The sequence below is a fragment of the Streptomyces sp. NPDC048696 genome (assembly GCF_043198895.1).
In the GTDB taxonomy this organism is placed as follows: Bacteria; Actinomycetota; Actinomycetes; order Streptomycetales; family Streptomycetaceae; genus Streptomyces.
The window spans coordinates 1-25,746 of sequence record NZ_JBICVJ010000020.1 but is presented as its reverse complement, the minus strand read 5'-3'; the positions used below and the strand labels follow the sequence as shown (position 1 = coordinate 25,746).

General features: G+C 71.4%; 25 protein-coding genes and 1 rRNA gene. 7 read left to right on the top strand and 19 right to left on the bottom strand.

What is annotated here, in order from left to right; translation table 11 throughout:
- Window positions 1–175 precede the first annotated feature (175 nt).
- The 3 genes from ACGFRG_RS31450 to ACGFRG_RS31440 all read right to left on the bottom strand — a co-directional run bounded on the left by ACGFRG_RS31450 (window position 176) and on the right by ACGFRG_RS31440 (window position 2,815).
- On the bottom strand, window positions 176–1,384 hold the full coding sequence (locus tag ACGFRG_RS31450) for a PLP-dependent aminotransferase family protein (RefSeq protein WP_361434107.1): 1,209 nt from the start codon (window positions 1,382–1,384) through the stop codon (window positions 176–178).
- Window positions 1,385–1,512: 128 nt separating this feature from the next.
- Window positions 1,513–2,382 (bottom strand): hypothetical protein, encoded by an 870-nt coding sequence (locus ACGFRG_RS31445; protein ID WP_393269403.1) that lies wholly within the window; start codon window positions 2,380–2,382, stop codon window positions 1,513–1,515.
- The gene (locus ACGFRG_RS31440) at window positions 2,372–2,815 is read right to left on the bottom strand and encodes an ATP-binding protein (protein WP_361434111.1); all 444 of its coding nucleotides are present in this window, start codon (window positions 2,813–2,815) and stop codon (window positions 2,372–2,374) included. Before ACGFRG_RS31440 ends, ACGFRG_RS31445 begins: the two co-directional genes overlap by 11 nt.
- Window positions 2,816–2,972: 157 nt before the next feature.
- On the opposite strand from ACGFRG_RS31440, the gene ACGFRG_RS31435 reads away from it, so the two are divergent.
- The 4 genes from ACGFRG_RS31435 to ACGFRG_RS31420 all read left to right on the top strand — a co-directional run bounded on the left by ACGFRG_RS31435 (window position 2,973) and on the right by ACGFRG_RS31420 (window position 6,323).
- On the top strand, window positions 2,973–3,758 hold the full coding sequence (locus ACGFRG_RS31435) for a helix-turn-helix transcriptional regulator (protein WP_361434113.1): 786 nt from the start codon (window positions 2,973–2,975) through the stop codon (window positions 3,756–3,758).
- Window positions 3,755–4,051, top strand: coding sequence for a DUF397 domain-containing protein (locus ACGFRG_RS31430; protein ID WP_361434115.1), 297 nt, complete (start codon window positions 3,755–3,757; stop codon window positions 4,049–4,051). Before ACGFRG_RS31435 ends, ACGFRG_RS31430 begins: the two co-directional genes overlap by 4 nt.
- A gap of 61 nt (window positions 4,052–4,112) precedes the next feature.
- Complete coding sequence (locus tag ACGFRG_RS31425; RefSeq protein WP_361434117.1) at window positions 4,113–5,015, top strand: hypothetical protein; 903 nt, start codon at window positions 4,113–4,115, stop codon at window positions 5,013–5,015.
- A gap of 108 nt (window positions 5,016–5,123) precedes the next feature.
- Window positions 5,124–6,323: an alpha/beta hydrolase family protein gene (locus tag ACGFRG_RS31420; RefSeq protein ID WP_393269400.1), complete on the top strand. Its 1,200-nt coding sequence runs from the start codon at window positions 5,124–5,126 to the stop codon at window positions 6,321–6,323.
- Window positions 6,324–6,346: 23 nt separating this feature from the next.
- Here the strand turns inward: ACGFRG_RS31420 and ACGFRG_RS31415 are convergent, their stop codons facing one another.
- The 7 genes from ACGFRG_RS31415 to ACGFRG_RS31385 form a co-directional block, all read right to left on the bottom strand.
- A complete protein-coding gene (locus tag ACGFRG_RS31415; protein ID WP_361434121.1) occupies window positions 6,347–7,321 on the bottom strand; it encodes a molybdopterin-dependent oxidoreductase in 975 nt (324 codons plus the stop codon).
- A gap of 18 nt (window positions 7,322–7,339) precedes the next feature.
- A complete protein-coding gene (hemB, locus tag ACGFRG_RS31410; RefSeq protein ID WP_393269397.1) occupies window positions 7,340–8,326 on the bottom strand; it encodes a porphobilinogen synthase in 987 nt (328 codons plus the stop codon).
- A gap of 227 nt (window positions 8,327–8,553) precedes the next feature.
- A complete protein-coding gene (locus ACGFRG_RS31405) occupies window positions 8,554–10,215 on the bottom strand; it encodes a uroporphyrinogen-III synthase (protein ID WP_361434021.1) in 1,662 nt (553 codons plus the stop codon).
- Window positions 10,212–11,186, bottom strand: coding sequence for a hydroxymethylbilane synthase (gene hemC, locus ACGFRG_RS31400; RefSeq protein WP_361434019.1), 975 nt, complete (start codon window positions 11,184–11,186; stop codon window positions 10,212–10,214). The genes ACGFRG_RS31405 and hemC overlap by 4 nt, the downstream gene beginning before the upstream one ends.
- Window positions 11,183–12,763 carry a glutamyl-tRNA reductase gene (locus ACGFRG_RS31395; RefSeq protein ID WP_393269392.1) on the bottom strand — a complete coding sequence of 527 codons (1,581 nt, stop codon included), beginning with the start codon at window positions 12,761–12,763 and terminating at the stop codon, window positions 11,183–11,185. The genes hemC and ACGFRG_RS31395 overlap by 4 nt, the downstream gene beginning before the upstream one ends.
- The gene (locus tag ACGFRG_RS31390) at window positions 12,760–13,542 is read right to left on the bottom strand and encodes a redox-sensing transcriptional repressor Rex (RefSeq protein ID WP_361434015.1); all 783 of its coding nucleotides are present in this window, start codon (window positions 13,540–13,542) and stop codon (window positions 12,760–12,762) included. The genes ACGFRG_RS31395 and ACGFRG_RS31390 overlap by 4 nt, the downstream gene beginning before the upstream one ends.
- A gap of 291 nt (window positions 13,543–13,833) precedes the next feature.
- Window positions 13,834–14,127 carry a glutaredoxin family protein gene (locus ACGFRG_RS31385; RefSeq protein WP_361434013.1) on the bottom strand — a complete coding sequence of 98 codons (294 nt, stop codon included), beginning with the start codon at window positions 14,125–14,127 and terminating at the stop codon, window positions 13,834–13,836.
- A gap of 150 nt (window positions 14,128–14,277) precedes the next feature.
- Here ACGFRG_RS31385 and ACGFRG_RS31380 point away from each other — a divergent pair, with 150 nt between their 5' ends.
- The 3 genes from ACGFRG_RS31380 to ACGFRG_RS31370 all read left to right on the top strand — a co-directional run bounded on the left by ACGFRG_RS31380 (window position 14,278) and on the right by ACGFRG_RS31370 (window position 18,172).
- Window positions 14,278–15,255 carry an HAD-IB family hydrolase gene (locus ACGFRG_RS31380; protein WP_361434011.1) on the top strand — a complete coding sequence of 326 codons (978 nt, stop codon included), beginning with the start codon at window positions 14,278–14,280 and terminating at the stop codon, window positions 15,253–15,255.
- Between the two features lie 636 nt (window positions 15,256–15,891).
- Window positions 15,892–16,680 (top strand): ECF subfamily RNA polymerase sigma factor, BldN family, encoded by a 789-nt coding sequence (locus tag ACGFRG_RS31375; protein WP_188276533.1) that lies wholly within the window; start codon window positions 15,892–15,894, stop codon window positions 16,678–16,680.
- Window positions 16,681–16,990: 310 nt separating this feature from the next.
- Window positions 16,991–18,172 carry a DUF5667 domain-containing protein gene (locus tag ACGFRG_RS31370; protein WP_361434008.1) on the top strand — a complete coding sequence of 394 codons (1,182 nt, stop codon included), beginning with the start codon at window positions 16,991–16,993 and terminating at the stop codon, window positions 18,170–18,172.
- Window positions 18,173–18,280: 108 nt separating this feature from the next.
- Here the strand turns inward: ACGFRG_RS31370 and ACGFRG_RS31365 are convergent, their stop codons facing one another.
- From ACGFRG_RS31365 to rrf, 9 genes are all read right to left on the bottom strand, one after another.
- On the bottom strand, window positions 18,281–19,387 hold the full coding sequence (locus ACGFRG_RS31365) for a lysophospholipid acyltransferase family protein (RefSeq protein WP_393269388.1): 1,107 nt from the start codon (window positions 19,385–19,387) through the stop codon (window positions 18,281–18,283).
- Window positions 19,388–19,401: 14 nt separating this feature from the next.
- Window positions 19,402–20,499 (bottom strand): NAD-dependent epimerase/dehydratase family protein, encoded by a 1,098-nt coding sequence (locus ACGFRG_RS31360; RefSeq protein WP_393269386.1) that lies wholly within the window; start codon window positions 20,497–20,499, stop codon window positions 19,402–19,404.
- Between the two features lie 287 nt (window positions 20,500–20,786).
- Window positions 20,787–20,885 carry a 30S ribosomal protein bS22 gene (locus tag ACGFRG_RS31355; protein ID WP_003948845.1) on the bottom strand — a complete coding sequence of 33 codons (99 nt, stop codon included), beginning with the start codon at window positions 20,883–20,885 and terminating at the stop codon, window positions 20,787–20,789.
- Between the two features lie 129 nt (window positions 20,886–21,014).
- On the bottom strand, window positions 21,015–21,224 hold the full coding sequence (locus ACGFRG_RS31350) for a helix-turn-helix domain-containing protein (protein WP_361434002.1): 210 nt from the start codon (window positions 21,222–21,224) through the stop codon (window positions 21,015–21,017).
- Window positions 21,225–21,352: 128 nt separating this feature from the next.
- Complete coding sequence (locus tag ACGFRG_RS31345; RefSeq protein ID WP_361434000.1) at window positions 21,353–22,168, bottom strand: phosphatase; 816 nt, start codon at window positions 22,166–22,168, stop codon at window positions 21,353–21,355.
- A 357-nt stretch (window positions 22,169–22,525) separates the two neighbouring features.
- On the bottom strand, window positions 22,526–23,689 hold the full coding sequence (locus tag ACGFRG_RS31340; RefSeq protein ID WP_361434220.1) for an acetoin utilization protein AcuC: 1,164 nt from the start codon (window positions 23,687–23,689) through the stop codon (window positions 22,526–22,528).
- Window positions 23,658–24,851, bottom strand: a complete 1,194-nt coding sequence (locus ACGFRG_RS31335) for an MFS transporter (protein WP_361434224.1) — start codon at window positions 24,849–24,851, stop codon at window positions 23,658–23,660. The genes ACGFRG_RS31340 and ACGFRG_RS31335 overlap by 32 nt, the downstream gene beginning before the upstream one ends.
- Window positions 24,852–24,939: 88 nt before the next feature.
- Window positions 24,940–25,584: an HAD family hydrolase gene (locus ACGFRG_RS31330; protein ID WP_361434222.1), complete on the bottom strand. Its 645-nt coding sequence runs from the start codon at window positions 25,582–25,584 to the stop codon at window positions 24,940–24,942.
- Window positions 25,585–25,658: 74 nt separating this feature from the next.
- A 5S ribosomal RNA gene (gene rrf, locus ACGFRG_RS31325) occupies window positions 25,659–25,746 on the bottom strand; the annotation flags it as partial.

The window sequence follows — 25,746 nt, the reverse complement described above, 5'->3', positions numbered from 1 at the left end:
CGTCCCACCCAGCCGGGGCCCGGGGCACAGCCCCAGCGGGGTGCAGGGGGCGCAGCCCCCGCCGGGGGGCCGGGGGGGGAGCCCCCGAGGGGGTGCAGGGGCGCAGCCCCGCCCCGGGGGCCGGGGGGCGGAGCCCCCGGGAGACCGCCCCCACCCCCACCCACCCCCGGAGGGTTTAGGGAAGGGGCGGGGTGGGGGACAACGCTTGGCCCAGGCGGCGCAGGCCCTCCCCTATCTCCTCCACCCCCGACGTGACGAAGCACAGCCTCAGCGCCGCCCGGTCCGGCGGACCCGCGAAGAACGGCGCCCCGGGCACGTACGCCACGTCATGCGCGACCGCCCGCCGCAGCAACTCCGTCGCATCGCACCCCGACGGCAACCGCGCCCACAAGAACATCCCGCCCGACGGACGGTTCCACGAAGACCCCGGCGGGAGGGCAGCCGAAAGCCCCGCGAGCATCGCATCCCGGCGCGCGCCGTACGCCGACCGCACACGCGCCACGTGCGCATCCAAGTCCCGGTCCACGAGATACCGGGCGGCGGCCATCTGCACGACCGTCGACGTATGCAGATCCGCCGCCTGCTTCGCCACCACACACGCCCGCAGCAAAGCCGAAGGCCCCCGCACCCACCCCACCCGCAACCCCGGCGCCATGATCTTCGAATAGCTGCCCAGCAACACCGTCCGGTCGGACGCGTCCGGGTACGAGGAGATCCACGGCACCGAATCCCCCTCGTACCGCAGCTCCCCGTAAGGATCGTCCTCGACCACCCACAGCCCCCGCCGCGCCGCCACGTCCGCGACGGCCCGACGCCGCTCGGCCGTCATCGTGCGGCCGGTCGGGTTCTGGAAGGTCGGCACGCAGTAGAGCAGCTTCGGCCGCTCGCTGACCACCAGGGATTCGAGGGCCACCGGATCGAGGCCGTCCGCGTCCGACGGCACCGCCACGACCCGCGCGCCCGCGAACCCGAACACCTGCAACGCGGCCAAGTAGCAGGGGTCTTCGACCAGCACCACGTCCCCCGGTTCGACCAGCGCCGCCGCGAGCAGGGTCAGACCCTGCTGCGACCCGGTGGTGATCAGCAGATCACCCGCCTCCGTCGGCAGCCCCCGCTTCGCCAACCGCGCGGCCGTCGCGGCCCGCAGCTCCGGGTCCCCCTCGGTGGTGGAGTACTGGAGCGCCGCCCCGGGCCGCTCCGCGAGCACCGCCGCGAACGCCTCCGCGATCCCCTCCTCGTCGAACAGCTCGGGCGCCGGCAGCCCGCCCGCGAACGAGATGACCTCGGGCCGCGCGGTGAGCGCCAGGATCTCGCGTACGGGCGAGGACCCGACGGACGCGGCACGCGCGGCGAGCGCGGGAACGGCAGCGGCGTGGACGGACATGGCGGCCCCCTGACAGACGCATGGACAGACGCGTACACATATACATAGTTGGACTTCCAACTAACCTGGCAGCGTACGCACTTCAGTGCAGCCCGCACATACCCGTCCGCCCACTGATCACCGACGCCTCACACCCTCGGCACCCCGATCGGATTCGGCACCGGCAGCACCCCCGTGTCCATGAGGTGACGGCTCAGCGGCGCCGCAAGCGAAACCGCCTCCTTCACCCCCTCGACCCCGAGCCGCGCGACCGGCCCCGCCGCGAGCCGGTCCGTGGCCGACTCGACCGAGCGCCGCACCCGTTCCCCCTCCGCCGTCAGCAGCCCGCCCGCGTCCACCAACTCCCGCACCCGCAGCCGCCACACCCCCGCCTCCCACTCCTCCTCGCTCCACCCCCGCGTGGTCCGTATCTGCTCCCGCGTTGCCCCGCCGGCGGCGACATGGGTGATCCCGGCGTCGAGCCCGCCGAGGCCGTGCTGGGCGAGCGCCATGACGTGCCCGTCCCCCCGGTGCTCGCGCAGCACGGTCGCCGCCAGCCACAGCCGCGCGAGCGGATCGTCGGGCCGCGCCACGCCCGACCAGGCGGCCGCGAGCACCCGCCCCTCGTACGTACACCCCTCGGCCGCGTTCTCCAGCACCTGAGTGAGTCGTACGAGATCGTCGAGCGCCGCCGACGGCAACGCCCGCGCCAGTACGGCCGACACCGCGTCGAGGCGCGCGGCCAGCACCTTCTCCGGGCTCGCGTACGTCCACGCGTCCGGCAGCGCCCGCGCCACCCGTCCCGGTGCGAAGGCGAACGACAGGGCGTGCCCGGCGGGCGCGTCCAGCGGGCCGACCGGGCAGAGCCGCCCGGCGAAGTACCCCATGTAGTACCCCTTGAGCCCGAGCCGCCGCATCGCCTCGGCGTCCTCCTCGGCGAAGTACACGATGCCGTGCAGCGGTTCGACCGCCGTCCACAGCCGACGCGCGAGTATGTCGGACGATCCCTCAACTGCCATGGTCCTGGCTCCCTCCAGCCGTCTCGCCGATCATCATGCGCGGACCGAACTCGCACCACACCACCTTTCCGGGCCTGCGCTCCCCCACCCCCCACTTGTCCGCCACCGCCGCCACGAGCAGCAGCCCCCGCCCGCCCTCGTCCGCCGACTCCGGCACTCTCGGCGTCCCGCCGCCGCTGTCGTGCACCTCCACCCGCAGCAGCCCGCCCGCGTACAGCGCGAGCCGCAGCAGATACCCGCGCCCGGGCGGCACGCCGTGCACCAGCGCGTTGGTGGTGAGTTCACTGACGCACAGCAGTACGTCGTCGGCGCGCCCGCCGACCCCCCACCCGTCGATCGCCCGGCGGCTGAACTCCCGCGCCGCCCGCACCGATTGCCGCTCGCGCGGCCAGAACCGCTCGGTCACCAGAAGGGGTTGTCCGTTCTCGTTCATGAGACGAGGGTTACGGAGCGTGACTAGCGTGATGCAGTGCGCGGACCCGTACAGATTTTTTGTACGGGCTGGGTGGGCGTAACTGACATATGGGCACGGGGAGTTCGCAGGCATGCACCCAAGTAATCGGCGGCGGCGTCGCAAGAACGCGTCAGCAATGCGGATGGTGGGCGCCCTGGTGGCGCTGTTCCGGGAGTTGGCCGGATTGACCCAGCGCGAACTCGCGCAGCGCACGGGGTTGCACGAGGAGACGATCGCCTCGATCGAGCAGGGGCGGCGGGTGTTGAAACCCGACCTGGCGGAGCGCCTGGACGCCATCTTGGGGACCAGGAAGGTCCTGGAGACCGCGCTCGACAACATGCCGGAGATCGATCTGATCCCGGCGTGGGCGGAAGCGTACTTGGACATGGAAGGCGAGGCCATCGCGCTGTCCTGGTTCGAGAACCAGGTGCTGCCCGGCCTGCTCCAGACCGAGGACTACGCGCGCGCAGTGTTCCGCAGCAAGGTCCCCGTGCTCAGCGAGGAGGAGATCAACGCCAAGGTGGCCACTCGGATGGAGCGCCAGGAGATCCTGCGCCGCAAGAACCCGCCAACAACGAGCTTCATCATCTCCGAGGCGATCGTGCGGGACCGTCTGGGCGGCGACGAGGTGCACACGGAAACCCTGCGGCACCTGCGCGCATGCGCGGACCTGCCGGGTGTCACGCTCCAGATCATGCCGCTCGGAATCCACGAACATGCTGGCCTCGATGGCCCCTTCATCCTCCTGGAGACCGAAGACCACCAGCACTTCTCCTACACGGAGACTCAACGCGGTAGCCAGCTCGTCGCTGACCCGGATGAAGTCAGCATCCTTGCGCAGAAATATGCCATGCTGCGGACGCAGGCCCTCAACATCGAGGAGACGAAGGGCCTGTTGGACCGGCTGCTAGGAGAGCAATGAGCACCGCACGCACATGGTTCAAGTCCAGCTACAGCGGCAGCGAAGGCGGGGCCTGCCTCGAAGTCGCCTACACGTGGCGCAAGTCGAGCCACAGCAGCGAACAAGGCGGCGCCTGCCTCGAAGTCGGCTACGACTGGCACAAGTCAAGCCACAGTAGCGACGAGGGCGGCGCCTGCGTCGAGGTCTGCGCCCACCCCGCCGCCGTGCACGTCCGGGACTCCAAGAATCCGGACGGGCCGTCCCTCACCGTCGCCCCCGCCACCTGGTCGTCGTTCGTCACGGGCGTGCGCTGACCGGGTGACCCGGCCGCGCCGCGCGCGACGAGACGCCCTCGGGGTCGGTACTCCTTGAGGCGTGAGCCAGAACGAAGAGCGGTACAGCGGGTCGACCGTCGTACAGGCCCTCGCGGTCCACCCCGGCGGCGACTGGCTCTTCGTGGGCGGGCCGCACGGGGTCCACCGTATTGCGCTGGGCGACGACGGGCGCCCGGAGGCACCGGCCGAGTGGACGGCCGGGAGAAGGCCGTACGGGGTGGCCGTGCACCCCGCGGGCGGGTACGTGTACCTCACCGACGCCGATCCCGGGCGCCGGATGCTGGGGTGGCAGCCGCTCGACCGGAGCGGTCGGCCCCCGCACGGGACGGGGTGGCAGGCCGTCACGCTGACCCGGCGGCCGGGCGCGCTCGTCGCGCACCCCACGCGCGCGTGCCTGTACATCGCCAACGAAGACGAGAGCGCGCCCGTTTGCTGGCTGCACCTGGGTACCGACGGACGGCCGCAGGACGGCGAGAGCGTACTCACCTGGCTCGGCGGCCCACGCCACAAGAGCCTGGCCGTCCACCCGCACGGCACCCACCTGTACGTGGGCGACCCCCAGGGCCGCGCTCTGGGCGTACTGCGGCTGCGCGAGGACGGCGGGGCGGACGGGGACGGCCCGCTGCCCCTGTGGAAGCTGAGCACGCCCCCTGGGCCGCTCACGGTCCATCCACGCGCGCGTTGCGTCTACTTCACCGAACAGGGCCCGGGAACGGTGTACCGGGTCCCGCTCGCCGCCGACGGGACCTTCGGCCAGGAGGCCGCGCCCGAGCGCATGCGCGACGCGGCCGTACGCGACTGCACGGGCGTGGTGGTCCACCCCAAGGGCACGTATCTGTACGCGAGTTCGGACACCACGCTCACCGTGATCGAGCTCGACGCGGTGACCGGCCACCCCAAGCGCCCGCCGATCCCGATGCCCCTGCCGCACCGCGCCCACTAGTGCGGCGACATGGTCCCGGCGGATGACTCCGGTACTTCGCGGGGGCTACGAACCACACACATCCATGGGCGGATTCGATACGGAGCCGCGGAACCTAGCGTCGACCCCATGAAACGCAATCGCCGTATCGGCGCTGTCGCGGCGCTGACGCTCGCCGCCCTCGTCACCGGAACCGGCGCCGGGTTCGCCGCCACGACCACGCCGTCGGCCGCACCGGTGGCCACGGCCACCGCGCCCACGCGGACCTTCCAAGGCGATCTCCCCGCGCCGACCGGCCGCTACGCCGCCGGCGAGGACATCATCCACCTCACCGACACGAGCCGTCTCGACCCGTGGGTGCCGTCGTCCGGCCCCCGCCAACTGGCCGTCACGATGGTCTACCCGGCCGTCCCCGGGACCGGGACCCCGGCCCCCTACATGACCCTCGGCGAGGCAGCCGGAATCATCCAGCACCGAAGGCTACCGGCGAGCTCCGGCATCACCCCGCAGACCCTTTCCGGCGTCACCACTCACGCCTTCGACGGCGCGCGGCCGCGACGCGGCAAGCATCCGCTGGTGGTCCTCTCGACCGCCGCCGAGAACCCGCGCATGATGCTCACCTCGCTCGCGACCGAACTGGCCAGTCACGGCTACGTCGTCGCGCTCGTCGGCCACACCTACGAGGACACCGGCGAGACGCTGGCGAACGGCGAGACGCCGCCGTGCGTGACCTGCGACCACCCGGAAAAGATCGACTTCAACGCCGAAACCGCCGGCCGCGCGAAGGACGTGTCCTTCGTGATCGACCAGTTGACGCACGGCAACACCGCGTGGCGTCTGGCACACCTCATCGACAAGCACGAGATCGGCATGGCCGGCCACTCCCTCGGCGGAGCGGCGGCCGCCGCCACGATGATCGCCGACCCGCGCGTACGGGCCGGAGTGGACATGGACGGCACCTTCTTCCCGGCCCCGAAGCCCGGCCAGATCAACCGGCCGTTCCTCATGCTGGGCAGGGCCGACGGCCACACGCCCGGCGACGGCGGCGACGACGCCGTGTGGAAGCAGGCGTGGGACGCCTTCGGCGGCTACAAGAAGTGGCTGACGGTCGTCGGCGCCGACCACTTCAGCTTCGCCGACGGGGACGTGCTCCAGAAGCAGGCCGGGTTCCCGTCGGCGTCGCCCCTCTCCCCGGAGCGCGGGGTGGAGATCACCCGCGAGTACGTGACGGCGTTCTTCGACAAGACGCTGAAGGGGATCGGCCGTCCGCTGCTGGACGGCCCCTCGCCGAACAATCCGGAAGTACTCTTCCACTCCCCTGGTCACTAGGGGTCGGTCACCAGGTGTCCGGCTCAGGGGACGGTGACCGTGATCTCGTGGAACGAGTTGCGCAGCCCCGGCGGGGGCTGAATCCGTCCCGCGCGGTCGGTAGCCCGGATGCGCACGGTGTGCTCGCCCGGGGCCAGCTCGCGGGTCACGGTCAGGCGCTGCCAGGCCGGGTCGCTCCCGGCGGGTTCGAGATCGCCGACGGCCTCCCAGGGCCCGTCGTCCACCCCCACCTCGACCAGCACCACTTCGGTGGTGCTCCAGGCGCGCCCGATCAACTCAAGCCGCCCGTCGGCGAGTTGGTCACCGTCCTGCGGGCTGAGGATCTTGCTGCTGACGTCGACCTCGCGTACGGGGACGCTGACGGTCTCGCCGGGGAAGACGCGCGTGTAGAAGCGCGTGGTGAACATGTGGTCGGGGCGCTCGTCGGAGACGGTGATCCGGGTCAGCCACTTCACCGAGTTGGTGCCGAACATGCGCGGGACGACGGCGCGCAGCGGATAGCCGTGCCGGACGGTCAGCGGCTCGCCGTTCATGTGATGCGCGAGGAAGACGTCCCGCAGAGCCGTCTCCAACGGCAGGTCCTTGAGATATGACAGCCCGTCAACGCCATCGAACGACCCGGTGTCGGCGCCCTCCAACCACACGTGCCGGGCCGACGCGAGCGGCCTGGCGCGCTCCAGGAGCGGGGCCAGCGGGGTGCCGGTCCACTCCAGGTTGGCCACCGCGCGCGTCGGCACGTCCGGCACGAAGGGGTTGCCGAAGCACTCGTGAACCGCGGTGAACTTCCGTGCGGGCAGGGCGAGTACGTCGGCGAGGCTCACCGTGAAGGGGTTCTCGACCAGCCCCTCCACCGACAACGTCCAGTCGAAGTCGGCGAGGTCGGCTGCGGGGTCGAGGTCCGGGACGCCCAGGTGGGCCCGTACGAATACGTTGTCCACCGGCGTGTGGTAGTCCGTGACATCCGCGAAATCCCGGACGTCCAGGGCCTTTTCCCCCATGCGAGCTCCCTCGTAGCGCTACAGCCCCCGGGCCACCTCCGTCGCCCAGTACGTGAGGATCAAGTTTGCCCCGGCGCGCTTGATTCCCGTCAGGGTCTCCATGATCGCCCGGTCGCGGTCGATCCAGCCCTTCTCGGCGGCGGCCTCGACCATCGCGTACTCGCCGCTGATCTGGTACGCGGCGACGGGGACGTCCACGGACTCGGCGACCTTGGCGAGGATGTCGAGGTACGGCCCGGCGGGCTTGACCATGACCATGTCCGCGCCCTCTTCGAGGTCGAGCGCGAGCTCGCGCAGGGACTCGCGCACGTTGGCGGGGTCCTGCTGGTAGGTCTTCCGGTCCCCCTGGAGGGAGGAGCCGACGGCCTCGCGGAAGGGCCCGTAGAAGGCGGACGAATACTTCGCGGTGTAGGCGAGGATGGAGACGTCCTCGTGCCCGGTCTGGTCGAGGGCGTCGCGGATGACGCCGACCTGACCGTCCATCATGCCGCTGGGGCCCACGACGTGGACGCCCGCGTCGGCCTGGACCTGGGCCATCTCGGCGTAGCGCTCCAGGGTGGCGTCGTTGTCGACGCGACCGTCGGCGTCGAGGACGCCGCAGTGGCCGTGGTCGGTGTACTCGTCGAGACAGAGGTCGGACATGATGACGAGGTCATCGCCGACTTCCTGCTTCACCGCGCGGATGGCGACCTGGAGGATGCCGTCGGGGTCGGTGCCGGCGGTACCGGCGCCGTCCTTCTTCTCGTCCAGCGGCACGCCGAAGAGCATGATCCCGGCGACCCCGACCTCGACGGCCTCCACGGCGGCCTTCCGCAGGGTGTCCATCGTGTGCTGGACGACGCCCGGCATGGCCTGGATGGGGGTCGGCTGGGTGATTCCCTCCCGTACGAACGCGGGGAGGATGAGGTCGGCGGGGTGCAGCCGGGTCTCCGCGACCATGCGGCGCATTGCGGGGGTGGTGCGGAGCCGCCGGGGGCGGGCGCCGGGGAAGGATCCGTAGCTCATGCCACCACGCTACGCCCGGGTGCGACCCGCTTTATCCCGGGGGCTCCGCCCCGGGTCCCCGTGTTCGGCGGCGGGCGCCCCTTCCCGAAAGCCTCCGGCGGTGGTCGTTTCGGCTGCGGCCCGGTGGGGGCTGGTCGCGCAGTTCCCCGCGCCCCTAAATACCTAGGGGCGCGGGGAACTGCGCGAGCAACCACGCACGGTCCGCAGCCGAAGCACAGACCCGACCGTCAGGTCGTACGGCGGCGCCTTGCGCCTGGGCGGCGTTCGCTGGGGCGGGTTACGTGTTCGCCCGCCTCCACCGCCGCCGCACGGCGCGCCGCGCCGAACTCGGCCAGGGCCTCCGCGAGCTTCAGGACCGACGGCTCGGGGGCCATCACGTCCACCCGCAGCCCGTGCTCCTCGGCCGTCTTCGCCGTGGCGGGCCCGATACACGCGATCACCGTCACGTTGTGCGGCTTGCCCGCGATGCCGACCAGGTTGCGGACCGTGGACGACGAGGTGAAGAGCACGGCGTCGAACCCGCCGCCCTTGATCGCCTCGCGCGTGTCCGCCGGCGGCGGCGACGCCCGTACGGTCCGGTAGGCCGTGACGTCGTCCACCTCCCAGCCCAGCTCGATCAGACCGGCCACCAGCGTCTCGGTGGCGATGTCCGCCCGCGGCAGGAACACGCGGTCGATCGGGTCGAAGACCGGGTCGTAGGGCGGCCAGTCCTCCAACAGACCCGCCGCCGACTGCTCGCCGCTCGGCACGAGGTCCGGCTTCACGCCGAACTCCACCAGCGCCGCCGCCGTCTGCTCACCGACCGCCGCGACCTTGATCCCCGCGAACGCACGGGCGTCGAGCCCGTACTCCTCGAACTTCTCGCGGACGGCCTTCACCGCGTTGACGGAGGTGAACGCGATCCACTCGTAGCGGCCGGTCACCAGGCCCTTGACCGCGCGCTCCATCTGCTGCGGCGTGCGCGGCGGTTCGACGGCGATCGTCGGGACCTCGTGCGGCACCGCGCCGTACGAACGAAGCTGGTCGGAGAGCGACGCCGCCTGCTCCTTGGTGCGCGGCACGAGCACCCGCCAGCCGAACAGCGGCTTGGACTCGAACCACGACAGGCGGTCGCGCCGCGCCGCGGCACTGCGCTCACCGACCACGGCTATCACCGGCTGGTGCCCGTCCGGTGACGGCAGCACCTTGGCCTGCTTGAGGACCTGGGCGACCGAGCCGAGCGTCGCGTTCCAGGTGCGCTGGCGCGTCGTCGTACCGGCGACGGTGACCGTCATCGGGGTGTCGGGCTTGCGGCCCGCCGCGACGAGTTCACCGGCGGCGGCCGCGACCGTCTCCAGGGTCGTCGAGACGACGACCGTGCCGTCGCTCGCGCCGACCTCGGTCCAGCAGCGGTCGGTCGCGCTGCGCGCGTCGACGAAGCGGACGTCGGCGCCCGTGGTGTCGCTGAGCGGGACACCGGCGTACGCGGGTACGCCCACCGCCGTCGCGACACCGGGCACGACCTCGAAGGGGATGCCCTCGGCGGCGCAGGCGAGCATCTCGTCGCCCGCACTGCCGTCGAGGCCGGGGTCGCCGGAGACGGCACGGACGACCCGCCTGCCGGAGCGCGCGGCCTCCATGACAAGATTGGCCGCGTCCCGCAACACGGGGACACCAACGGTTGCTGACGTGTCGTCAACAACCGTCAGCTGAGGCGTGTCCACACCTGCCCGCGCATGCGCGCGAACCACGTCGAGCACAGCCGGCTCGGCGATCAGGACATCGGCCGACGCGAGCGCTTCCACGGCGCGCAGCGTCAGCAGTCCCGGGTCCCCTGGGCCGGCACCGAGGAAGGTGACGCACCCGTGCGCGGAGACGGCGGGAAGGTTCGAGGAGTTGGTGGGGCTCAAAGTGCTCGCTCCCCCATAAGACCGGCCGCACCCTTGGCAAGCATCTCGACCGCGAGTTCGCGGCCGAGCGCCATGGCTTCGTCGTGCGACGTGGGTACGGGACCGGTGATGGACAGCTGCACCAGCGTCGAGCCGTCGGTGGTACCGACGACGCCGCGCAGGCGCATCTCATGAACAACCTGTCCGTCGGCCAGAAGGTCGGCGTACGCACCCACAGGTGCGGAACAGCCGGCCTCCAGGGCGGCGAGCAGGGATCGCTCGGCGGTCACGGCGACCCGGGTGTACGGGTCGTCGAGCTCGGCGAGCGCGGCGGCGAGGTCGGCGTTGTGCGCCGCACACTCGATCGCCAGAGCCCCCTGACCGGGGGCGGGCAGCATGGTGTCGACCGGAAGGAAATCGGTCACCTCACCGATCCTGCCGATACGGTTCAGCCCGGCCGCGGCGAGTACCACCGCGTCGAGTTCACCGCTGTGCGCGAATCCGATCCGGGTGTCGATGTTCCCCCGGATCGGCACGGTTTCGATGGTCAGGCCGTGGCTGCGCGCGTACGCGTTCAGCTGCGACATGCGCCGGGGCGAGCCGGTGCCTATGCGGACCGGACGGCCCCCGCTCGCGGCGGCCAGCTCGGTCAGCGTCAGCCCGTCGCGCGCGACCAGGACGTCACGCGGGTCCTCGCGGACCGGCACGGCGGCCAGTACGAGGTCGTCGGGCTGCGCGGTCGGCAGGTCCTTGAGCGAGTGCACGGCGAAGTCGACCTCGCCGCCGATCAGCGCGTCGCGCAGCGCGGTCACGAAGACGCCCGTGCCGCCGATCTGCGCCAGGTGCTCGCGCGAGGTGTCGCCGTACGTGGTGATCTCCACCAGCTCGACCGGACGGCCGGTCAACTGCCGTACGGCGTCGGCCACCTGGCCGGACTGGGCCATGGCGAGCATGCTGCGCCTGGTCCCGAGCCTCAGTGCTTTCTCGGTCATGACCGCCCTCGGTTCTTGGCATCGGCGTCGTTCAGATCGGCCCGGGACACGGCGGCGACCGTCTCCGGGTCGAGGTCGAAGAGGGTGCGCAGCGCGTCCGCGTACCCGGCGCCGCCCGGCTCGGCGGCGAGCTGCTTGATGCGCACGGTCGGCGCGTGCAGCAGCTTGTCGACGACGCGGCGCACGGTCTGGGTGACCTCGGCGCGCTGGCGCTCGTCCAGGTCCGGAAGCCGGCCCTCCAGGCGCGCGACCTCGCCCGCGACCACGTCGGCGGCCATCGCGCGCAGCGCGACCACGGTCGGCGTGATGTGGGCGGCGCGCTGGGCGGCGCCGAACGCCGCGACCTCGTCGGAGACGATCGAGCGCACCTGGTCCACGTCGGCCGCCATCGGCGCGTCGGCGGACGCCTCGGCCAGCGACTCGATGTCGACGAGCCGCACGCCGGGGATCCGGTGCACGGCCGCGTCGATGTCGCGCGGCATGGCGAGGTCGAGCAGCGCGAGCCGGACGGGACCGGTCTGCGCGGGGATGCGGGGGGCGGCGGGCCGGGCGCCGGTGGCGTTGTCGACCCAACTGCCGTGCAGTTCCAGGGAGTCGGCGTCGACGGCCTTGGCGTCGGCGGCCTCGGTGACCGCGGTGTACGCGGCGAGTCCGGCGCCGGAGGCGGCGGTGGCCGCGAAGTCGACCGGGCAGCCCTCGGGCGCGGCGGGCGCGGCCGGGGCCTCGGGGGCCGTGACGGCGTCGGCCGACAGGCCCACCGCCTCGGCGACCGTCTGAGCCGTCAGGACCAGACCGGTCGCTCCCGTGCAGGAGACGGCCACGTCGACTCGTGTCAGTTCGCGCGAGACGTCGGCCATCGCCACGGCGCGCGCGGCCGTGCCCGACTCGGCCAGGATCTCGACCAGGCGCTCGGCGCGCGCGGGCGTGCGGTTGGCGACGATCACCTCGGCGACCCCGGCGCGCGCCAGCGTCGCGGCGGCCAGCGAGGACATCGAGCCCGCGCCGATCACCAGCGCGCGCCTGCCCTTGGCCCAGGCCTCCACCGGCTCCCCGGCGGACAGCTGCTCCAGGCCGAAGGTGACCAGGGACTGTCCGGCCCGGTCGATGCCGGTCTCGCTGTGGGCGCGCTTGCCGACCCGCAGGGCCTGCTGGAACAGGTCGTTCAGCAGCCGCCCGGCGGTGTGGAGCTCCTGCCCCAGCGCGAGCGTGTCCTTGATCTGGCCGAGGATCTGCCCCTCGCCGACGACCATCGAGTCAAGCCCGCACGCCACCGAGAAGAGGTGGTGGACGGCCCGGTCCTCGTAGTGCACATAGAGATACGGAGTGAGCTCTTCCAGGCCGACGCCGCTGTGCTGGGCGAGCAGCGTGGAGAGCTCGGCGACGCCCGCGTGGAACTTGTCCACGTCCGCGTACAGCTCGATGCGGTTGCAGGTGGCCAGGACCGCCGCCTCGGCGGCGGGCTCCGCGGCCAGGGTGTCCTGCAACAGCTTGACCTGCGTGTCCGCCGAGAGAGAGGCCCGCTCAAGGACGCTCACCGGGGCACTGCGGTGGCTGAGACCGACGACCAGGAGGCTCATGCCGGCATCACGGCGGGCATGTCCCCGTCGGGTCCCTTCCGGTCCACGGCCGCGCCGCCGCGCACCACGGGCGTCACTACCTCGGAGACACCGCCGACCTCGGCGGCCGCCGCGTCCTCACCGGCCTTGCGCTGCTCGTGGAACGCGAGGATCTGCAGCTCGATGGAGAGGTCGACCTTGCGCACGTCGACGCCCTCGGGCACCGACAGGACCGTCGGCGCGAAGTTCAGGATGGAGGTGACCCCGGCCGCCACCAGGCGGTCGCACACCGGCTGGGCGGCGCCCGCCGGGGTCGCGATGACCCCGATGGAGACACCGTTCTCGGTGATGATCTTCTCCAGGTCGTCGCTGTGCTGGACCGGGATCCCGGCGACGGGCTTGCCCGCCATCGCGGGGTCGGCGTCGATCAGCGCGGCGACCCGGAAGCCACGGGAGGCGAACCCGCCGTAGTTGGCCAGGGCGGCGCCGAGGTTGCCGATGCCGACGATGACGACCGGCCAGTCCTGGGTGAGCCCGAGCTCGCGGGAGATCTGGTAGACGAGGTACTCGACGTCGTAGCCGACGCCCCGGGTCCCGTAGGAGCCGAGGTACGAGAAGTCCTTGCGCAGCTTCGCGGAGTTGACCCCCGCCGCCGCGGCCAGCTCCTCGGAGGAGACCGTGGGCACGGAGCGCTCCGACAGTCCGGTCAGCGCACGCAGATACAGCGGAAGCCTGGCGACGGTGGCCTCGGGGATTCCTCGGCTACGGGTCGCCGGTCGGTGAGTTCGGCCAGTTGCCACGGTGCTCCTGCGGGATGAGCGAGGCAGGCGGCCATGTGTCCCAGGACCGCCCCGTCGAATGCAGGCTATGTCTTTGTGAACGCGTGCACAAAGATGGTGTCCGCTTTGTCCGAGCAAAGTGACCGGGCTCACGCGAACCGGTGTCGATTTCCGGGAACCGACGGCGAGGTCGGACCGTTGAAGTCCCGAAGGGGGCAAAACCGTACACACCTCTCCACGATGTCACCCCCGAACGCGACAAAACGACCTCGATGGTAACCACAACCACCATCGATACCCTAGTTCGTTGCTTCAGGCTCCCAGTGCACTCCTGAGACGGGCGGGGTCCACGCGCCAGAAGGTGTGCTGAGCGCCGTCGATCAGGACAACCGGAATCTGCTCCCAGTACTCCCGGTGCAGCGCCTCGTCCTCGGTGATGTCCTTCTCCTCCCACGCCGCGCCGGTCTCGGCGCACACGCTCTCGACGACGGCACGCGCGTCGTCACAGAGGTGACAGCCGGGCTTCCCGATCAGCGTGACGAGCCGGTCGGCGGGACGGGGGGAGCTGGGGGCGGGCTTCTTGGTACGCCGCAGCAGGGGACTCATGGCCCCTATTCTCCGCCTACGGGCGCCACGGCTTCGCGACTATGCCTGATTGATGACGAATAGCCCGTTTAACATGTCGGCCTCGGAGAGTTCACGCCATCGCATCCCGGCGTGTCGGGTGCAACCGAACAGACTGGCTATGCTCACGACATGGCCGTACTGGGATGGCTCACCCCTCGTAGGCGCTCGGCGACAGCACGCAGCGTGCTGGCCGGTGAGGCCGCAGCCGAGGCAGCCCGCAAGTCCTCGCTGGAACTCGCGGAACTGGCGGAAGCGGAAGCAGCGGCGGCAGCCGCGGCCAGAGAGGCCGGCGCCACGGCCGGAACCCCGTCGGAGCCCGAGTTCCCCGTCGTCGGGGACGATCTCGCCGCCGCCTTCTTCGACCTCGACAACACGGTGATGCAGGGCGCGGCGATCTTCCACTTCGGGCGGGGCCTGTACAAGCGGAAGTTCTTCCAGCGGCGCGACCTCGCGCGGTTCGCCTGGCAGCAGGCGTGGTTCCGGCTCGCCGGGGTCGAGGACCCCGAGCACATGCAGGACGCGCGCGAGAGCGCCCTGTCGATCGTCAAGGGCCACCGCGTCTCCGAGCTGATGTCGATCGGCGAGGAGATCTACGACGAGTACATGGCGGACCGCATCTGGCCCGGCACGCGCGCGTTGGCGCAGGCGCACCTGGACGCGGGGCAGAAGGTGTGGCTGGTGACCGCCGCGCCGGTGGAGACCGCGACGATCATCGCCCGGCGCCTGGGCCTGACGGGCGCGCTCGGCACGGTCGCCGAGTCGGTCGACGGCGTCTATACGGGCCGCCTGGTGGGCGAGCCGCTGCACGGCCCGGCGAAGGCGGAGGCGGTACGCGCGCTGGCGGCGGCGGAGGGCCTGGACCTCACGCGCTGCGCGGCGTACAGCGACTCGCACAACGACATCCCGATGCTGTCCCTGGTGGGCCACCCGTACGCGATCAACCCCGACGCGAAGCTGCGCAAGCACGCGCGGGCGCGGGAATGGCGCCTGCGCGACTACCGGACCGGCCGCAAGGCGGCGAAGGTCGGCATCCCCGCCGCGGCCGGGGTGGGCGCGCTGGCCGGGGGCACGGCGGCGGCGGTGGCCCTGCACCGCCGCAGACGCTGACACCCGTTTCCGCCTGCGGCGGGCATTCCCCACCCCGCCCCTTCCCGAAAGCCCTTGGCGGGCGGCCGGGTTCTTCGTCTGCGGGTGGGTGGTGGCTGGTCGCGCAGTTCCCCGCGCCCCTACAGGCCCGAAGGGCCCATCTAAGGGGCGCGGGACTGTGTCGATTTGCGGCTCCGCCGCGTGGGCGCGAGCAACCCAGCACGGTCCGCAGACGAACCGGGGTGCAGGGGCGCAGGGGGCGCAGCCCCCGCCCGGGGTCCGGGGGCTTCGCCCCCGGGAAACCACCTTCACCCCCACCCACCCCCGGAGGGTTTAGGTGAAGGGGCGGGGTGGGGCGAACCAAGCCTCCATACCCAGCCGCACGCCCCACCACCCCCACCCCCCGCACTCGGCCACATCACACCGGCCAACCGATCATTTCCGATCAGCACCCAGTCATTCCACGCTCACAATCCGCTACTAGTTCCGCCCTATAGACGTAACAGAAGCGACGGAATCGACGATTTGAGCAACTGGGTGTAGCGCTCCCTGCACGAAGCGTTATTCTCCTCAGACGCATACCGGAACCCACACATCGCCACGGCGGGTGAACGGTCCCGCACTGCACGTGATGGAAGCTCTGCCTCTGGGAGTCCCGTGTACCCACACGTCGGGGTTGACGCCTCGGGCCTGGCTACGCTGCGCGCAGCGGTCCTCGACCGTTTGCGCGGCTTCGTCCCCACCGCGTACGCCACCGCCCCCGCCTTCGCCACCGCCTCACCCTTCGGTGCCTGCTACGCGCTGGCCGACGGGGGCGCGGCTGTCGGGAGACGGAGCGGCGGCCGCGGCACGGGCACGTCCGCGACGCCCACCGCCCGCCGCCCCAGCGCGGACAGCGACAGCGCCCGCATGATGGACCTCGTCGAGCGCGCCCAGGCGGGCGAGGCCGAGGCCTTCGGCCGGTTGTACGACCAGTACAGCGACACGGTGTACCGCTACATCTACTACCGCGTCGGCGGCAAGGCGACCGCCGAGGACCTCACCAGCGAGACCTTCCTGCGCGCCCTGCGCCGGATCTCCACCTTCACCTGGCAGGGGCGCGACTTCGGCGCCTGGCTGGTCACGATCGCGCGCAACCTGGTCGCGGACCACTTCAAGTCGAGCCGTTTCCGCCTGGAAGTGACCACCGGCGAAATGCTCGACGCCAACGAGGTCGAGCGCTCCCCCGAGGACTCCGTCCTGGAGTCGCTCTCCAACGCCGCCCTCCTCGAAGCCGTACGCAAACTCAACCCCCAGCAGCAGGAGTGCGTCACCCTGCGCTTCCTCCAGGGCCTCTCGGTCGCCGAGACCGCGCGGGTCATGGGCAAGAACGAGGGCGCCATCAAGACCCTCCAGTACCGGGCCGTGCGCACGCTCGCCCGCCTCCTCCCGGAAGACGCCCGCTGACCGGGCACACAACCAGGCGATCACCCAAGCTCTCACCCGGCGATGACGCGGGCGAACACCCCGTCCGAAGAACCCGGGCGAACACCTCAACTCACCTACGGTGAGCGCTCAGTGGTGCCTCGATCACGCTGTGGTCCGATCATCCTTCGTCCGTAACCCAAGTGCCGCGTCCGTCGTTGTGCCGGATGCAGGCTCCCTGTGGTCACGTCATGTCCACTGCCGCTCACTCGATCGTGTGGATGTGCTCAAGACGTGCAACCTTCCAGGCCCCTTGGGGAGTCGACCGTGATGACGAGAGGAGGTGCCGCCAGTGATCGCGAACGTATCGGCGCACCGGCGGGCGAACGCCTTCGCCCAGGCCCTGGAAGAAGCCTCGGCGGCCCAGCAGCCACCAGCCACCCCGGCCGCGCCGGCCGAACAGGCGGCGGAAGCCGACCTGTTGACCCTGGCGGGCGTCCTCGGCGAGCTGCCCAAACCGGAGCTGGAGCCGCAGGTGAAGGTGGAGCAGCGGGCGCTGCTCGTGGCCGCCATGGAGCAGATGTTCGCCTCGGGCGGTGTCCCCGCCGACCCTCTGGTGCCCGAGCAGCGGACCGGCCGCGGCGCCCACCGGGCGACCTCGCTCCGGAAATTGCGCCCCCGCTCCCGCTGGTCGAAGGGCATCGCTGCGGGCGGCCTCAGTATCGGTGTGGCCGCGGGCGCGTTCAGCGGCGTGGCCGCTGCGAGCTCCGACGCCCTCCCCGGTGATTCGCTGTACGGGCTGAAGCGCGGCATGGAGGACCTCAAGCTCAACCTCGCGGACGACGACACCGACCGCGGCCGCATCTACCTCGACCAGGCCTCCACCCGGCTGAGCGAGGCCCGCCGCCTCATGGAGCGGGGCCGCGCCGGCGACCTCGACCACGAGCAGCTGAGCGAGGTCCGCCGCGCGCTCAGCGGTATGCAGCACGACGTGACCGAAGGCCACCGCCTGCTGCACGCGGCCTACGCGAAGGACGGCTCGCTCGGCCCCATCGCCGCCCTGTCGTCGTTCGCCGCGTCCCACCGCGACAGCTGGAGCAAGCTCCGCGACAAGCTGCCCGCCCAGCTCACCGACGTCGGCGACCAGGTGACCTCGGTCTTCGTGGCCATAGACCAGGAAGTCGAGCCGCTGCGGTCGATGCTCCCGCCCTCCAGGACGCGGACGCACGGGCGTACGGACACGACACCCTCCGGCTCCATCAGCCACACGGCCCGCCCGGCCCCCTCCTCGTCCGCCCCGACCCACGGCACGGCGAGCGGCGACGCCAAACCCCAGCCGTCCAGCTCGGGCACCAAGGCGAACGAGGGCCTGCTCGGCGGCAACACCGGCGGCCTGTTCGACCCTCCGTCGAACAGCACTCCGTCGACGCCCGGCACCACCCCGGCCAAGCCGCCGGTCCCGGACGTCACGCTGCCCCCGCTGCTCCCCGGCCTGCTCCCGGGCCTGGGCCTGCACGGCGAGGAAGCGAAGTAGCGCGATGACGTGTGGGGGGCGCCCGTACGACCCGGGCGCCCCCCACACGTACCGGCGGTCATCACCCACGTACACGTACCGACGTCGGCGCAGCCGCCGGAACAGCCGTCAGAAGAACACCGACCGCCGCTGCACCAGCAGCTTGTAGAGCGTGTGCTGGATCTGCTCGCGCACCTGGTCCGTCAGGTTGAACATGAGCATCGGGTCCTCCGCCGCCTCCGGCGGATACCCGTCCGTCGGGATCGGCTCGCCGAACTGGATCGTCCACTTCGTCGGCAGCGGCACCAGACCCGCCGCCCCCAGCCACGGGAACGTCGGCGTCAGCGGGAAGTACGGGATGCCGAGCAGCCGGGCCAGCGTCTTCGAGTTGCCGATCATCGGGTAGATCTCCTCCGCCCCGACGATCGAGCACGGCACGATCGGCGTCCCCGCCCGCAGCGCCGTCGACACGAAGCCGCCGCGCCCGAACCGCTGGAGCTTGTACCGCTCGCTGAACGGCTTGCCGATGCCCTTGAAGCCCTCCGGCATCACCCCGACGACCTCGCCCCGCTCCAACAGCGCCTGGGCGTCCTCGGCGCAGGCCAGGGTGTGCCCGGCCTTGCGGGCCAGCTCGTTGACGACCGGCAGCATGAACACCAGGTCCGCCGCGAGCAGCCGCAGATGCCGCCCCGCCGGATGGTGGTCGTGCACGGCCACCTGCATCATCAGCCCGTCCAGCGGGAGCGTCCCGGAGTGGTTGGCGACGACCAGCGCCCCGCCCTCGGACGGGATGTTCTCGACGCCCTTCACCTCGACCCGGAAGTACTTCTCGTAGAAGGGCCGCAGCAGGGACATCAGGACCTGGTCGGTGAGCTCCTTGTCGTAGCCGAACTCGTCGACGTCGTACTCGCCGGTGATCCGGCGCCGCAGGAACGCGAGTCCGCCCGCGACCCGCCGGTCCCAGCCGCCCCGTTCGCCACCGCGCTCCGCCGTGTCCCGCGCGGGCCGCTGCGCGGCGCGGTCGTCAGCGGCGCCCTGCGGCCCCGGCCCGGCCTCCCGGCCCCCCGGGCCCGACTCCGGCCCCGGGAGCGCCTGCTGGCCCGGCAGGGCGCTCACCGGGGCACCGGTGGCCTCCGGTGCCGCCCCACGCCGCCCGCCGGGCCGCCGTCGGCCCGGGCGCTGCGCGCCGCCGCGCGAACGGTCGTCGTCGAACGGAATGACCTTGGCGTCCGCCATCGTGGTTGAGCTCCTCATTCCGTTCCGGGAGTGGCAACAGGGGAAGGGGTCGACGCGGTCGACAGGACGGGACCCGGCGTGAACGGGCGGAAGGGCAGCCGCGCCACCCGGTCCACCGCCCTGGCCAGGGCATCCGGCGGCAGCAGCCCCGGCCCCCGGCTGCGCGCGAAGTCGGCGAACGTCTCCGCCGTCGTGTACTTGGGCTCGAAGCCCAGGGTGTCGCGCATCTGGGCGGTGCTGACCACCCGGCCGTGCGTGAGCAGCCGGATCTGCTCCGGCGAGAAGTCGCTCGCCCCGACCGACCGCAGCGCCGTGCCGACCCAGCGCACCGCCGGCAGGAACACCGGCACGGTCGGCCGGCCCAGGCGCCGCGAGCACTGCGAGAGCAGCAGGACGCCGTCGCCCGCCACATTGAAGGTGCCGCTGTTGAGCGTCCCGCGCCGAGGCGCGTGGGCGGCGATGCGCAGGACGTCGATGACGTCGTCCTCGTGCACGAACTGGAGCCGGGGGTCGTACCCGAACACCGTCGGCAGCAGCGGCAGCGAGAAGTACTCGGCGAGCGGCGAATCGGCACAGGGCCCCAGGATGTTCGCGAACCGCAGCACACACACCGCCACATCCGGACGGCGCCGGGCGAAGCCGCGCACATAGCCCTCGACCTCGACGGCGTCCTTCGCGAAGCCGCCGCTCGGCAGCGACTTCGGCGGGGTCGTCTCGGTGAAAACGGCCGGATCGCGCGGCGCCGACCCGTAGACGCTGGTGCTCGACTTCACCACCAGTCGGCGCACGGTCGGCGACTTCTGGCACGCGCCGAGCAGTTGCATGGTGCCGATGACGTTCGTTTCCTTGACCGACGTCCGCCCGCCCGCTCCCAGCGGCGTGCCGGTCACGTCCATGTGCACGACGGTGTCCACGGCGTGCTCGGCCAGCACGCGCGCGATGGCGGGCTGCCGTATGTCCGCCCGTACGAAATCCGCTCCGCCCAGATGGTGGCCGGGCGGGACGGCGTCCACGCCGATCACCCGGTCCACCTCCGGATCACGCTGGATCCGCCGCACGAGACGGCCCCCGAGCTGCCGGGCCACTCCGGTGACGAGCACGACCTTCCCCAAGATCAGCGCCTTCCTCTGGCCTTCAGGTGCACCTGGCGGCAACCGTAGCGGCTGCGTGTTGCGCGGTGATGACCGCGTGGCTCCGCGTGGCCGAGAAAGTGGGGGCCGGGCGGGACGGGCCGGGAAAACGGCGGCGGCGAATGCGGGTGCCGGTCCGGGCCCGGGTCCCGGAAAAGTGCGGCTGGGAAATCAGCGCGGGAAGAGCACCCGGGATATGCGCGCCGAAACGCACCGCAGCCCTCCCACCGGAACGGCGGAAGGGCTGCGGGACCACGAACAGCTGTCGCTTACTTCTTGTTGCGACGCTGAACGCGGGTGCGCTTAAGCAGCTTGCGGTGCTTCTTCTTGGCCATCCGCTTGCGCCGCTTCTTGATAACAGAGCCCACGACTACCCTCGCTCACTTCTCGGAACACCCCCGCGATGCGGGAATATCGGTGCGGGGCGTCTGGGCCCACACGACCTACGAGGGGCTAGCCTACCCGCCACAGCGGAGAGGTCGTAACCGAGGCCGCCGTCAGCCTGTCTCCACCCCCACAAAGGACTCTCGGAGGTACTCCTGAACCGCCTGCTCCGGGACCCTGAAGGACCTGCCCACCCGGATCGCCGGCAGATGACCGCTGTGCACCAAGCGGTACACGGTCATCTTCGACACTCGCATCACCGAGGCGACTTCCGCCACGGTCAGGAACACGACCTCGTTCAGAGGCCTCTCGCCAGCAGCCATGACCCACCTGTACCTTCCGCACCCGACGCGCACCGGCTTCCCCTCCGGTGACTCTTCGTCGTTGTGCGCTCACTCCCCAGACTAGGGGCGGGTGGTGCGAGTGGGGAAGAGGAGCTACCAACGGCCGCCTACTGTGACAGACACGCTCGATTGAGTACATAGCGAGTAAGCGGCCGGTAGTAATCAGACCGCACAGCGTCATCAAGCGGAACGGCGACGGACACCCGCCCCTCCGCCTCTCCGACGAACAGCGCGGGGTCGTCCGTATCGGCCAGGCCGACCGCCTCAATACCCAGCTGACCTGCCCCGCAGACCCATCCGTGATCTCCCACGACAAGGTCCGGCAGGCGTCCTCCAAGCCCCGCCGCGGCCCCCAACGCGACCCGAACCGGCAGCGGTGAGTGGGTGTGTGCGCCGGTCGCACTCCCGGCGCTCCGCGCGCCGGGTTCGCGCACCAGCGCGACTCCCCGTACGTAGTCAAGGTTGTACGTGCGTACCCCGAACCGGGTCGTTATGTCGACACATCGCCCCTGCGCGGGGGTGAGGACATCACATCCCGCCGCCGACAAAGCGTCCGCGAGAGCGGCGTAGAAGGCGAGCAGGCGGTGCGGGTGCCCGGTTCCGAAGAGTACGGCTCCGCTCCGCTCGGCCACCTCGCGCAGGCGCCCGGCGAGCGCGTCGAGCCCGGCCAACGTCCGCTCCGGATCGATGACATCGGGCCCGGACACATGCGCCGGGTCCGGGCTCACCCCGCACTTGTCCGCCATGAGCCGCAGCAAGTCGCCCTCGCCCCAGCCCCATTCGGGGTCGAGCCCCAGGGTGACACGCGGATCCCGGGCCGCGAACAGCCGATAACTCCGCAGACTCTCCTCCCGAGAAGTAGCCACGGGCCCGGCCAGCCGAGCAGCCAACAAGTGCGCCCGAAGCGCCCCGGTACTCAACATCCCCCGATGCTCCCGCACCCCCCGCCCCCGGGGGCGAGAACGGGCCGGAGACCGCACGGTTGGCGTAACGGTGGGTTGTGTGGGGCCGGGTCTTTGTCTGCGGGTGGGTGGGTGCTGTGGCTGGTCGCGCAGTTCCCCGCGCCCCTTAGATGGGCCCTTCGGGTAGATGGGCCCTTCAGGCCCTCCTGTAGGGGCGCGGGGAACTGCGCGACCAGCCACCACGATCCGCAGCCAAAAACGGGGTACTGGGGCGGAGCCCCGTATACCCACCCACCCGCAGCGGTTCGGGGCAAAGCCCCGGAGCGGGGTGCAGGGGGCACAGCCCCCGCCAGGGGGTCCGTAGGGGGCCGAAGCCCCCTACGGCAACAGCCCCCGCAGCGGGTACACCGCCCGCCGCGTCGCCACCACCGCCTGGTCCAGCGCGTCCGCAGGGTCGTAGCCCGACTCCCAGTCGCGCCACAGCACCGCCCGCCCGTCAGTCATCCGCCCCGGCCCCAACTGCCGCGTACGCGCGAACACCTCGTCCCGCCACGACGCCGGAATCACCGACTCCGGCGGCACCGGCGCATGCCCCGCCACCCCCACCAGATGCGTCCACGACCGCGGCACCACGTCCACCACCGCGTATCCCCCGCCCCCCAGGGCCACCCACTTCCCGCCCGCCACATGCTCGTGCGCCAGCGCGTGGCACGCCTCCTGGACCGCCCGCTGGGCGTCGAGCGAGACGGCCAGATGCGCCAGCGGGTCCTCGAAGTGCGTGTCCGCGCCGTGCTGCGTCACCAGCACCTGGGGACGGAACTCGGCCAGCAGCTCCGGCACCACGGAGTGGAACGCCCGCAGCCACCCCTCGTCCCCGGTCCCGGCCGGCAGCGCCACGTTCACGGCCGTGCCGTCCGCGCCCGTCTCCGAGGGGAACCCCGTCCCGGGGAACAGCAACCGGGGATGCTCGTGCAGCGAGATCGTCAGCACCCGGGGGTCGTCCCAGAACGCGGCCTGCACCCCGTCCCCGTGGTGCACGTCCACATCCACGTACGCGACCCGCTCCGCACCCAGCTCCAGCAGCCGCGCGATGGCGAGCGCCGCGTCGTTGTAGACGCAGAACCCCGCCGCCGCGCCCGGCATCGCGTGGTGCAGCCCGCCGGTGAAGTTCACCGCGTGCGCCGCGTCCCCCCGCCACACCGCCTCGGCGGCCCCCACCGACTGGCCCGCGATCAGCGCGGACGCCTCGTGCATCCCGGCGAACGCGGGGTCGTCCATCGTCCCCAGACCGTACGACTGGTCCGCGGCCGACGGGTCCTTCGAAGCGGCCCGTACGGCCGCCACATAGTCCTCCCGGTGGACGAGCCGCAGCGTCGAGTCCCCGGCGGGCGGCGCGGCCACCACGTCGACCACCTTGTCCAGCCCGTACGCCCGCACCAACCCCATGGTCAGCGAGAGCCGTACCGGATCCATCGGATGGCTCGGTCCGAAGTCGTACGCCGTGACGGCGTCATCCCACATCAACAGTGCGCGGCCGCTCATGTCCGCCACCGTATCGGGCGCCCTCCGCGCCGAACGACCTGGCGTACACCAGGGTCAGCAGAACCAGCACCATCGGCACCAGCATCGCGCCCCGATAGCTCCACGCGTCCCCGAGCCCGCCGACCAGCGGCGACCCGACCAGGAAGCCCACGTAGTTGAAGATGTTCAGCCGCGCGACCGCCGCGTCGGAGGCGTGCGGGAAGAGCCGCCCGGCCGCCGCGAACGTCTGCGGCACGATCACGCACAGCCCGAACCCGAGCAGCGTGAACCCGAGCATCCCCACCCACGGCCCCGGCGCCGCCGCGACCACCGCGAACCCGGCCCCCGCCACCACGGTCCCCACCCGCACCACGGCCACCGCCCCGAACCGCCGCACCCCGTAGTCCCCGGCGGCCCGCCCGAGCAGCGTGGTGACCATATAGACGTTGTACGGCACGGTCGACAGCTGCTCGGAGCTGCCGAGCACGTCCTGGAGGTACTTGGCGCTCCAGTTGGAGACGGTCGAATCCCCGATGTACGCGAAGGCCATCACCAGGCAGAGCGGCAGCAGCAGCCGGAAGACGAGCGGCCGGGCGCTGTCGCCATCGCTCGCGGCACCGCTGTCGGCCTCCCCCGCCTCCCCGTCCACGTACCACCGGCTCCCCACCAGCGTGAGCGGCAGCAGCACGACGACGACCGGCAGATACGACACGAGCAGCGACAGATCCCCGTGCGCGCCCACCCAGGCCAGCGAGGCACCACAGATCCCGCCGAGGCTCCAGCTCGCGTGGAAGCCGAGGATGATGCTGCGTCCGTACGCGCGCTGAAGGCTGATCCCCAGCATGTTCATGGACGCGTCGAGCCCGCCGACGGCCAGCCCGAACACCCCGAGCGAGAGCGCCGCCTCCCACATCCGGTCCCCGGCCGCGACACCGAGCAGCGCCAGCATCACCACCGGCTGAACCCAGCGCAGCACGACACTGGGCGGGACCCGCTTCACCAGCTGCTCGGTGGTGACACTGCCGACACCGGCCAGGATCGGCACGGCGGCGAGGAACGCGGGCAGCAGCCCGTCGGATATCCCGTACTGGTCCTGGATCGCCGGGATCCGGGTCACCAGGAGAGCGAACGCGGTGCCCTGCGCGAAGAAGCTGCCCGCGAGGGACGCCCGGCCGTGCCGCAGGCGCACGCCTGGCGCGCCTCCTGATGTCATGCCCCCAGATGTCATGGCCGCAGAGCTTAGGGCCGCGACCTACCCCTGGGTAGATGGATCACCCGAGCAATTCGCGCAGCTGTGCCATGTCGGAGAAGAACCCCCGGGCGCCCCGCAGCTTCTCCTCGGGCGTCATGGCGGTGAACCCGTAGACGTCCATCCCGGCGGCCAGCGCGGCCTGCACCCCGAGCGGGCTGTCCTCGATCACGGCACAGCGCGCGGGCTCGACACCCATGCTCGCGGCCGCGTGCAGGAACAGGTCCGGCGCCGGCTTCCCGCGCCCGACGTCCTGCGAGGAGAACACCCACTCGTCCTCGAACCACTCGTCGAGCCCGGTCGTGCGGTGCCCCACCGCGATCCGCTCATGGCTCCCGGACGAGGCCACGCAGTACGGCACACCGTCCGCCACCAGCTTCGCGAGGACGTCGGCGACCCCGGCCACCGGCTGGAGCTCGCGCTCGAACGCGGCGAAGACGCGCGCGTGGAACGTGTCGTCGAACCCGACGGGCAGCCGCCGCCCGGTCCGCTCCTCGACCAGCTCGTGGACGCGGTGCATGGCGGAGCCCATGTAGTCGCGGATCGAGTCCTCGTACGAGGTGGGGATGTCGAGCTCGGTGAGATACGCGGCGAGGATCGTGTTCGAGATCGGCTCGCTGTCGACGAGCACGCCGTCGTTGTCGAAAATGATGAGGTCGTAGCGCATGGTCCGACCTTAAACGCCGATAAACGCAGAAAAGCCCCGTACCGGTACCCGGTACGGGGCTTTTCTCAAAATTTGTTCGGCGGCGTCCTACTCTCCCACAGGGTCCCCCCTGCAGTACCATCGGCGCTGAAAGGCTTAGCTTCCGGGTTCGGAATGTAACCG

What these genes read in the sequence shown, in the direction of transcription:
- ACGFRG_RS31450 (WP_361434107.1), bottom strand. Translation starts at nt 1,384, where the DNA reads ATGTCCGTCCACGCCGCTGCCGTTCCCGCGCTCGCCGCGCGTGCCGCG.
- ACGFRG_RS31445 (WP_393269403.1), bottom strand. Translation starts at nt 2,382, where the DNA reads ATGGCAGTTGAGGGATCGTCCGACATACTCGCGCGTCGGCTGTGGACG.
- ACGFRG_RS31440 (WP_361434111.1), bottom strand. Translation starts at nt 2,815, where the DNA reads ATGAACGAGAACGGACAACCCCTTCTGGTGACCGAGCGGTTCTGGCCG.
- ACGFRG_RS31435 (WP_361434113.1), top strand. Translation starts at nt 2,973, where the DNA reads ATGCGGATGGTGGGCGCCCTGGTGGCGCTGTTCCGGGAGTTGGCCGGA.
- ACGFRG_RS31430 (WP_361434115.1), top strand. Translation starts at nt 3,755, where the DNA reads ATGAGCACCGCACGCACATGGTTCAAGTCCAGCTACAGCGGCAGCGAA.
- ACGFRG_RS31420 (WP_393269400.1), top strand. Translation starts at nt 5,124, where the DNA reads ATGAAACGCAATCGCCGTATCGGCGCTGTCGCGGCGCTGACGCTCGCC.
- ACGFRG_RS31415 (WP_361434121.1), bottom strand. Translation starts at nt 7,321, where the DNA reads ATGGGGGAAAAGGCCCTGGACGTCCGGGATTTCGCGGATGTCACGGAC.
- hemB (WP_393269397.1), bottom strand. Translation starts at nt 8,326, where the DNA reads ATGAGCTACGGATCCTTCCCCGGCGCCCGCCCCCGGCGGCTCCGCACC.
- hemC (WP_361434019.1), bottom strand. Translation starts at nt 11,186, where the DNA reads ATGACCGAGAAAGCACTGAGGCTCGGGACCAGGCGCAGCATGCTCGCC.
- ACGFRG_RS31395 (WP_393269392.1), bottom strand. Translation starts at nt 12,763, where the DNA reads ATGAGCCTCCTGGTCGTCGGTCTCAGCCACCGCAGTGCCCCGGTGAGC.
- ACGFRG_RS31385 (WP_361434013.1), bottom strand. Translation starts at nt 14,127, where the DNA reads ATGAGTCCCCTGCTGCGGCGTACCAAGAAGCCCGCCCCCAGCTCCCCC.
- ACGFRG_RS31380 (WP_361434011.1), top strand. Translation starts at nt 14,278, where the DNA reads ATGGCCGTACTGGGATGGCTCACCCCTCGTAGGCGCTCGGCGACAGCA.
- ACGFRG_RS31365 (WP_393269388.1), bottom strand. Translation starts at nt 19,387, where the DNA reads ATGGCGGACGCCAAGGTCATTCCGTTCGACGACGACCGTTCGCGCGGC.
- ACGFRG_RS31350 (WP_361434002.1), bottom strand. Translation starts at nt 21,224, where the DNA reads ATGGCTGCTGGCGAGAGGCCTCTGAACGAGGTCGTGTTCCTGACCGTG.
- ACGFRG_RS31345 (WP_361434000.1), bottom strand. Translation starts at nt 22,168, where the DNA reads ATGTTGAGTACCGGGGCGCTTCGGGCGCACTTGTTGGCTGCTCGGCTG.
- ACGFRG_RS31340 (WP_361434220.1), bottom strand. Translation starts at nt 23,689, where the DNA reads ATGAGCGGCCGCGCACTGTTGATGTGGGATGACGCCGTCACGGCGTAC.
- ACGFRG_RS31330 (WP_361434222.1), bottom strand. Translation starts at nt 25,584, where the DNA reads ATGCGCTACGACCTCATCATTTTCGACAACGACGGCGTGCTCGTCGAC.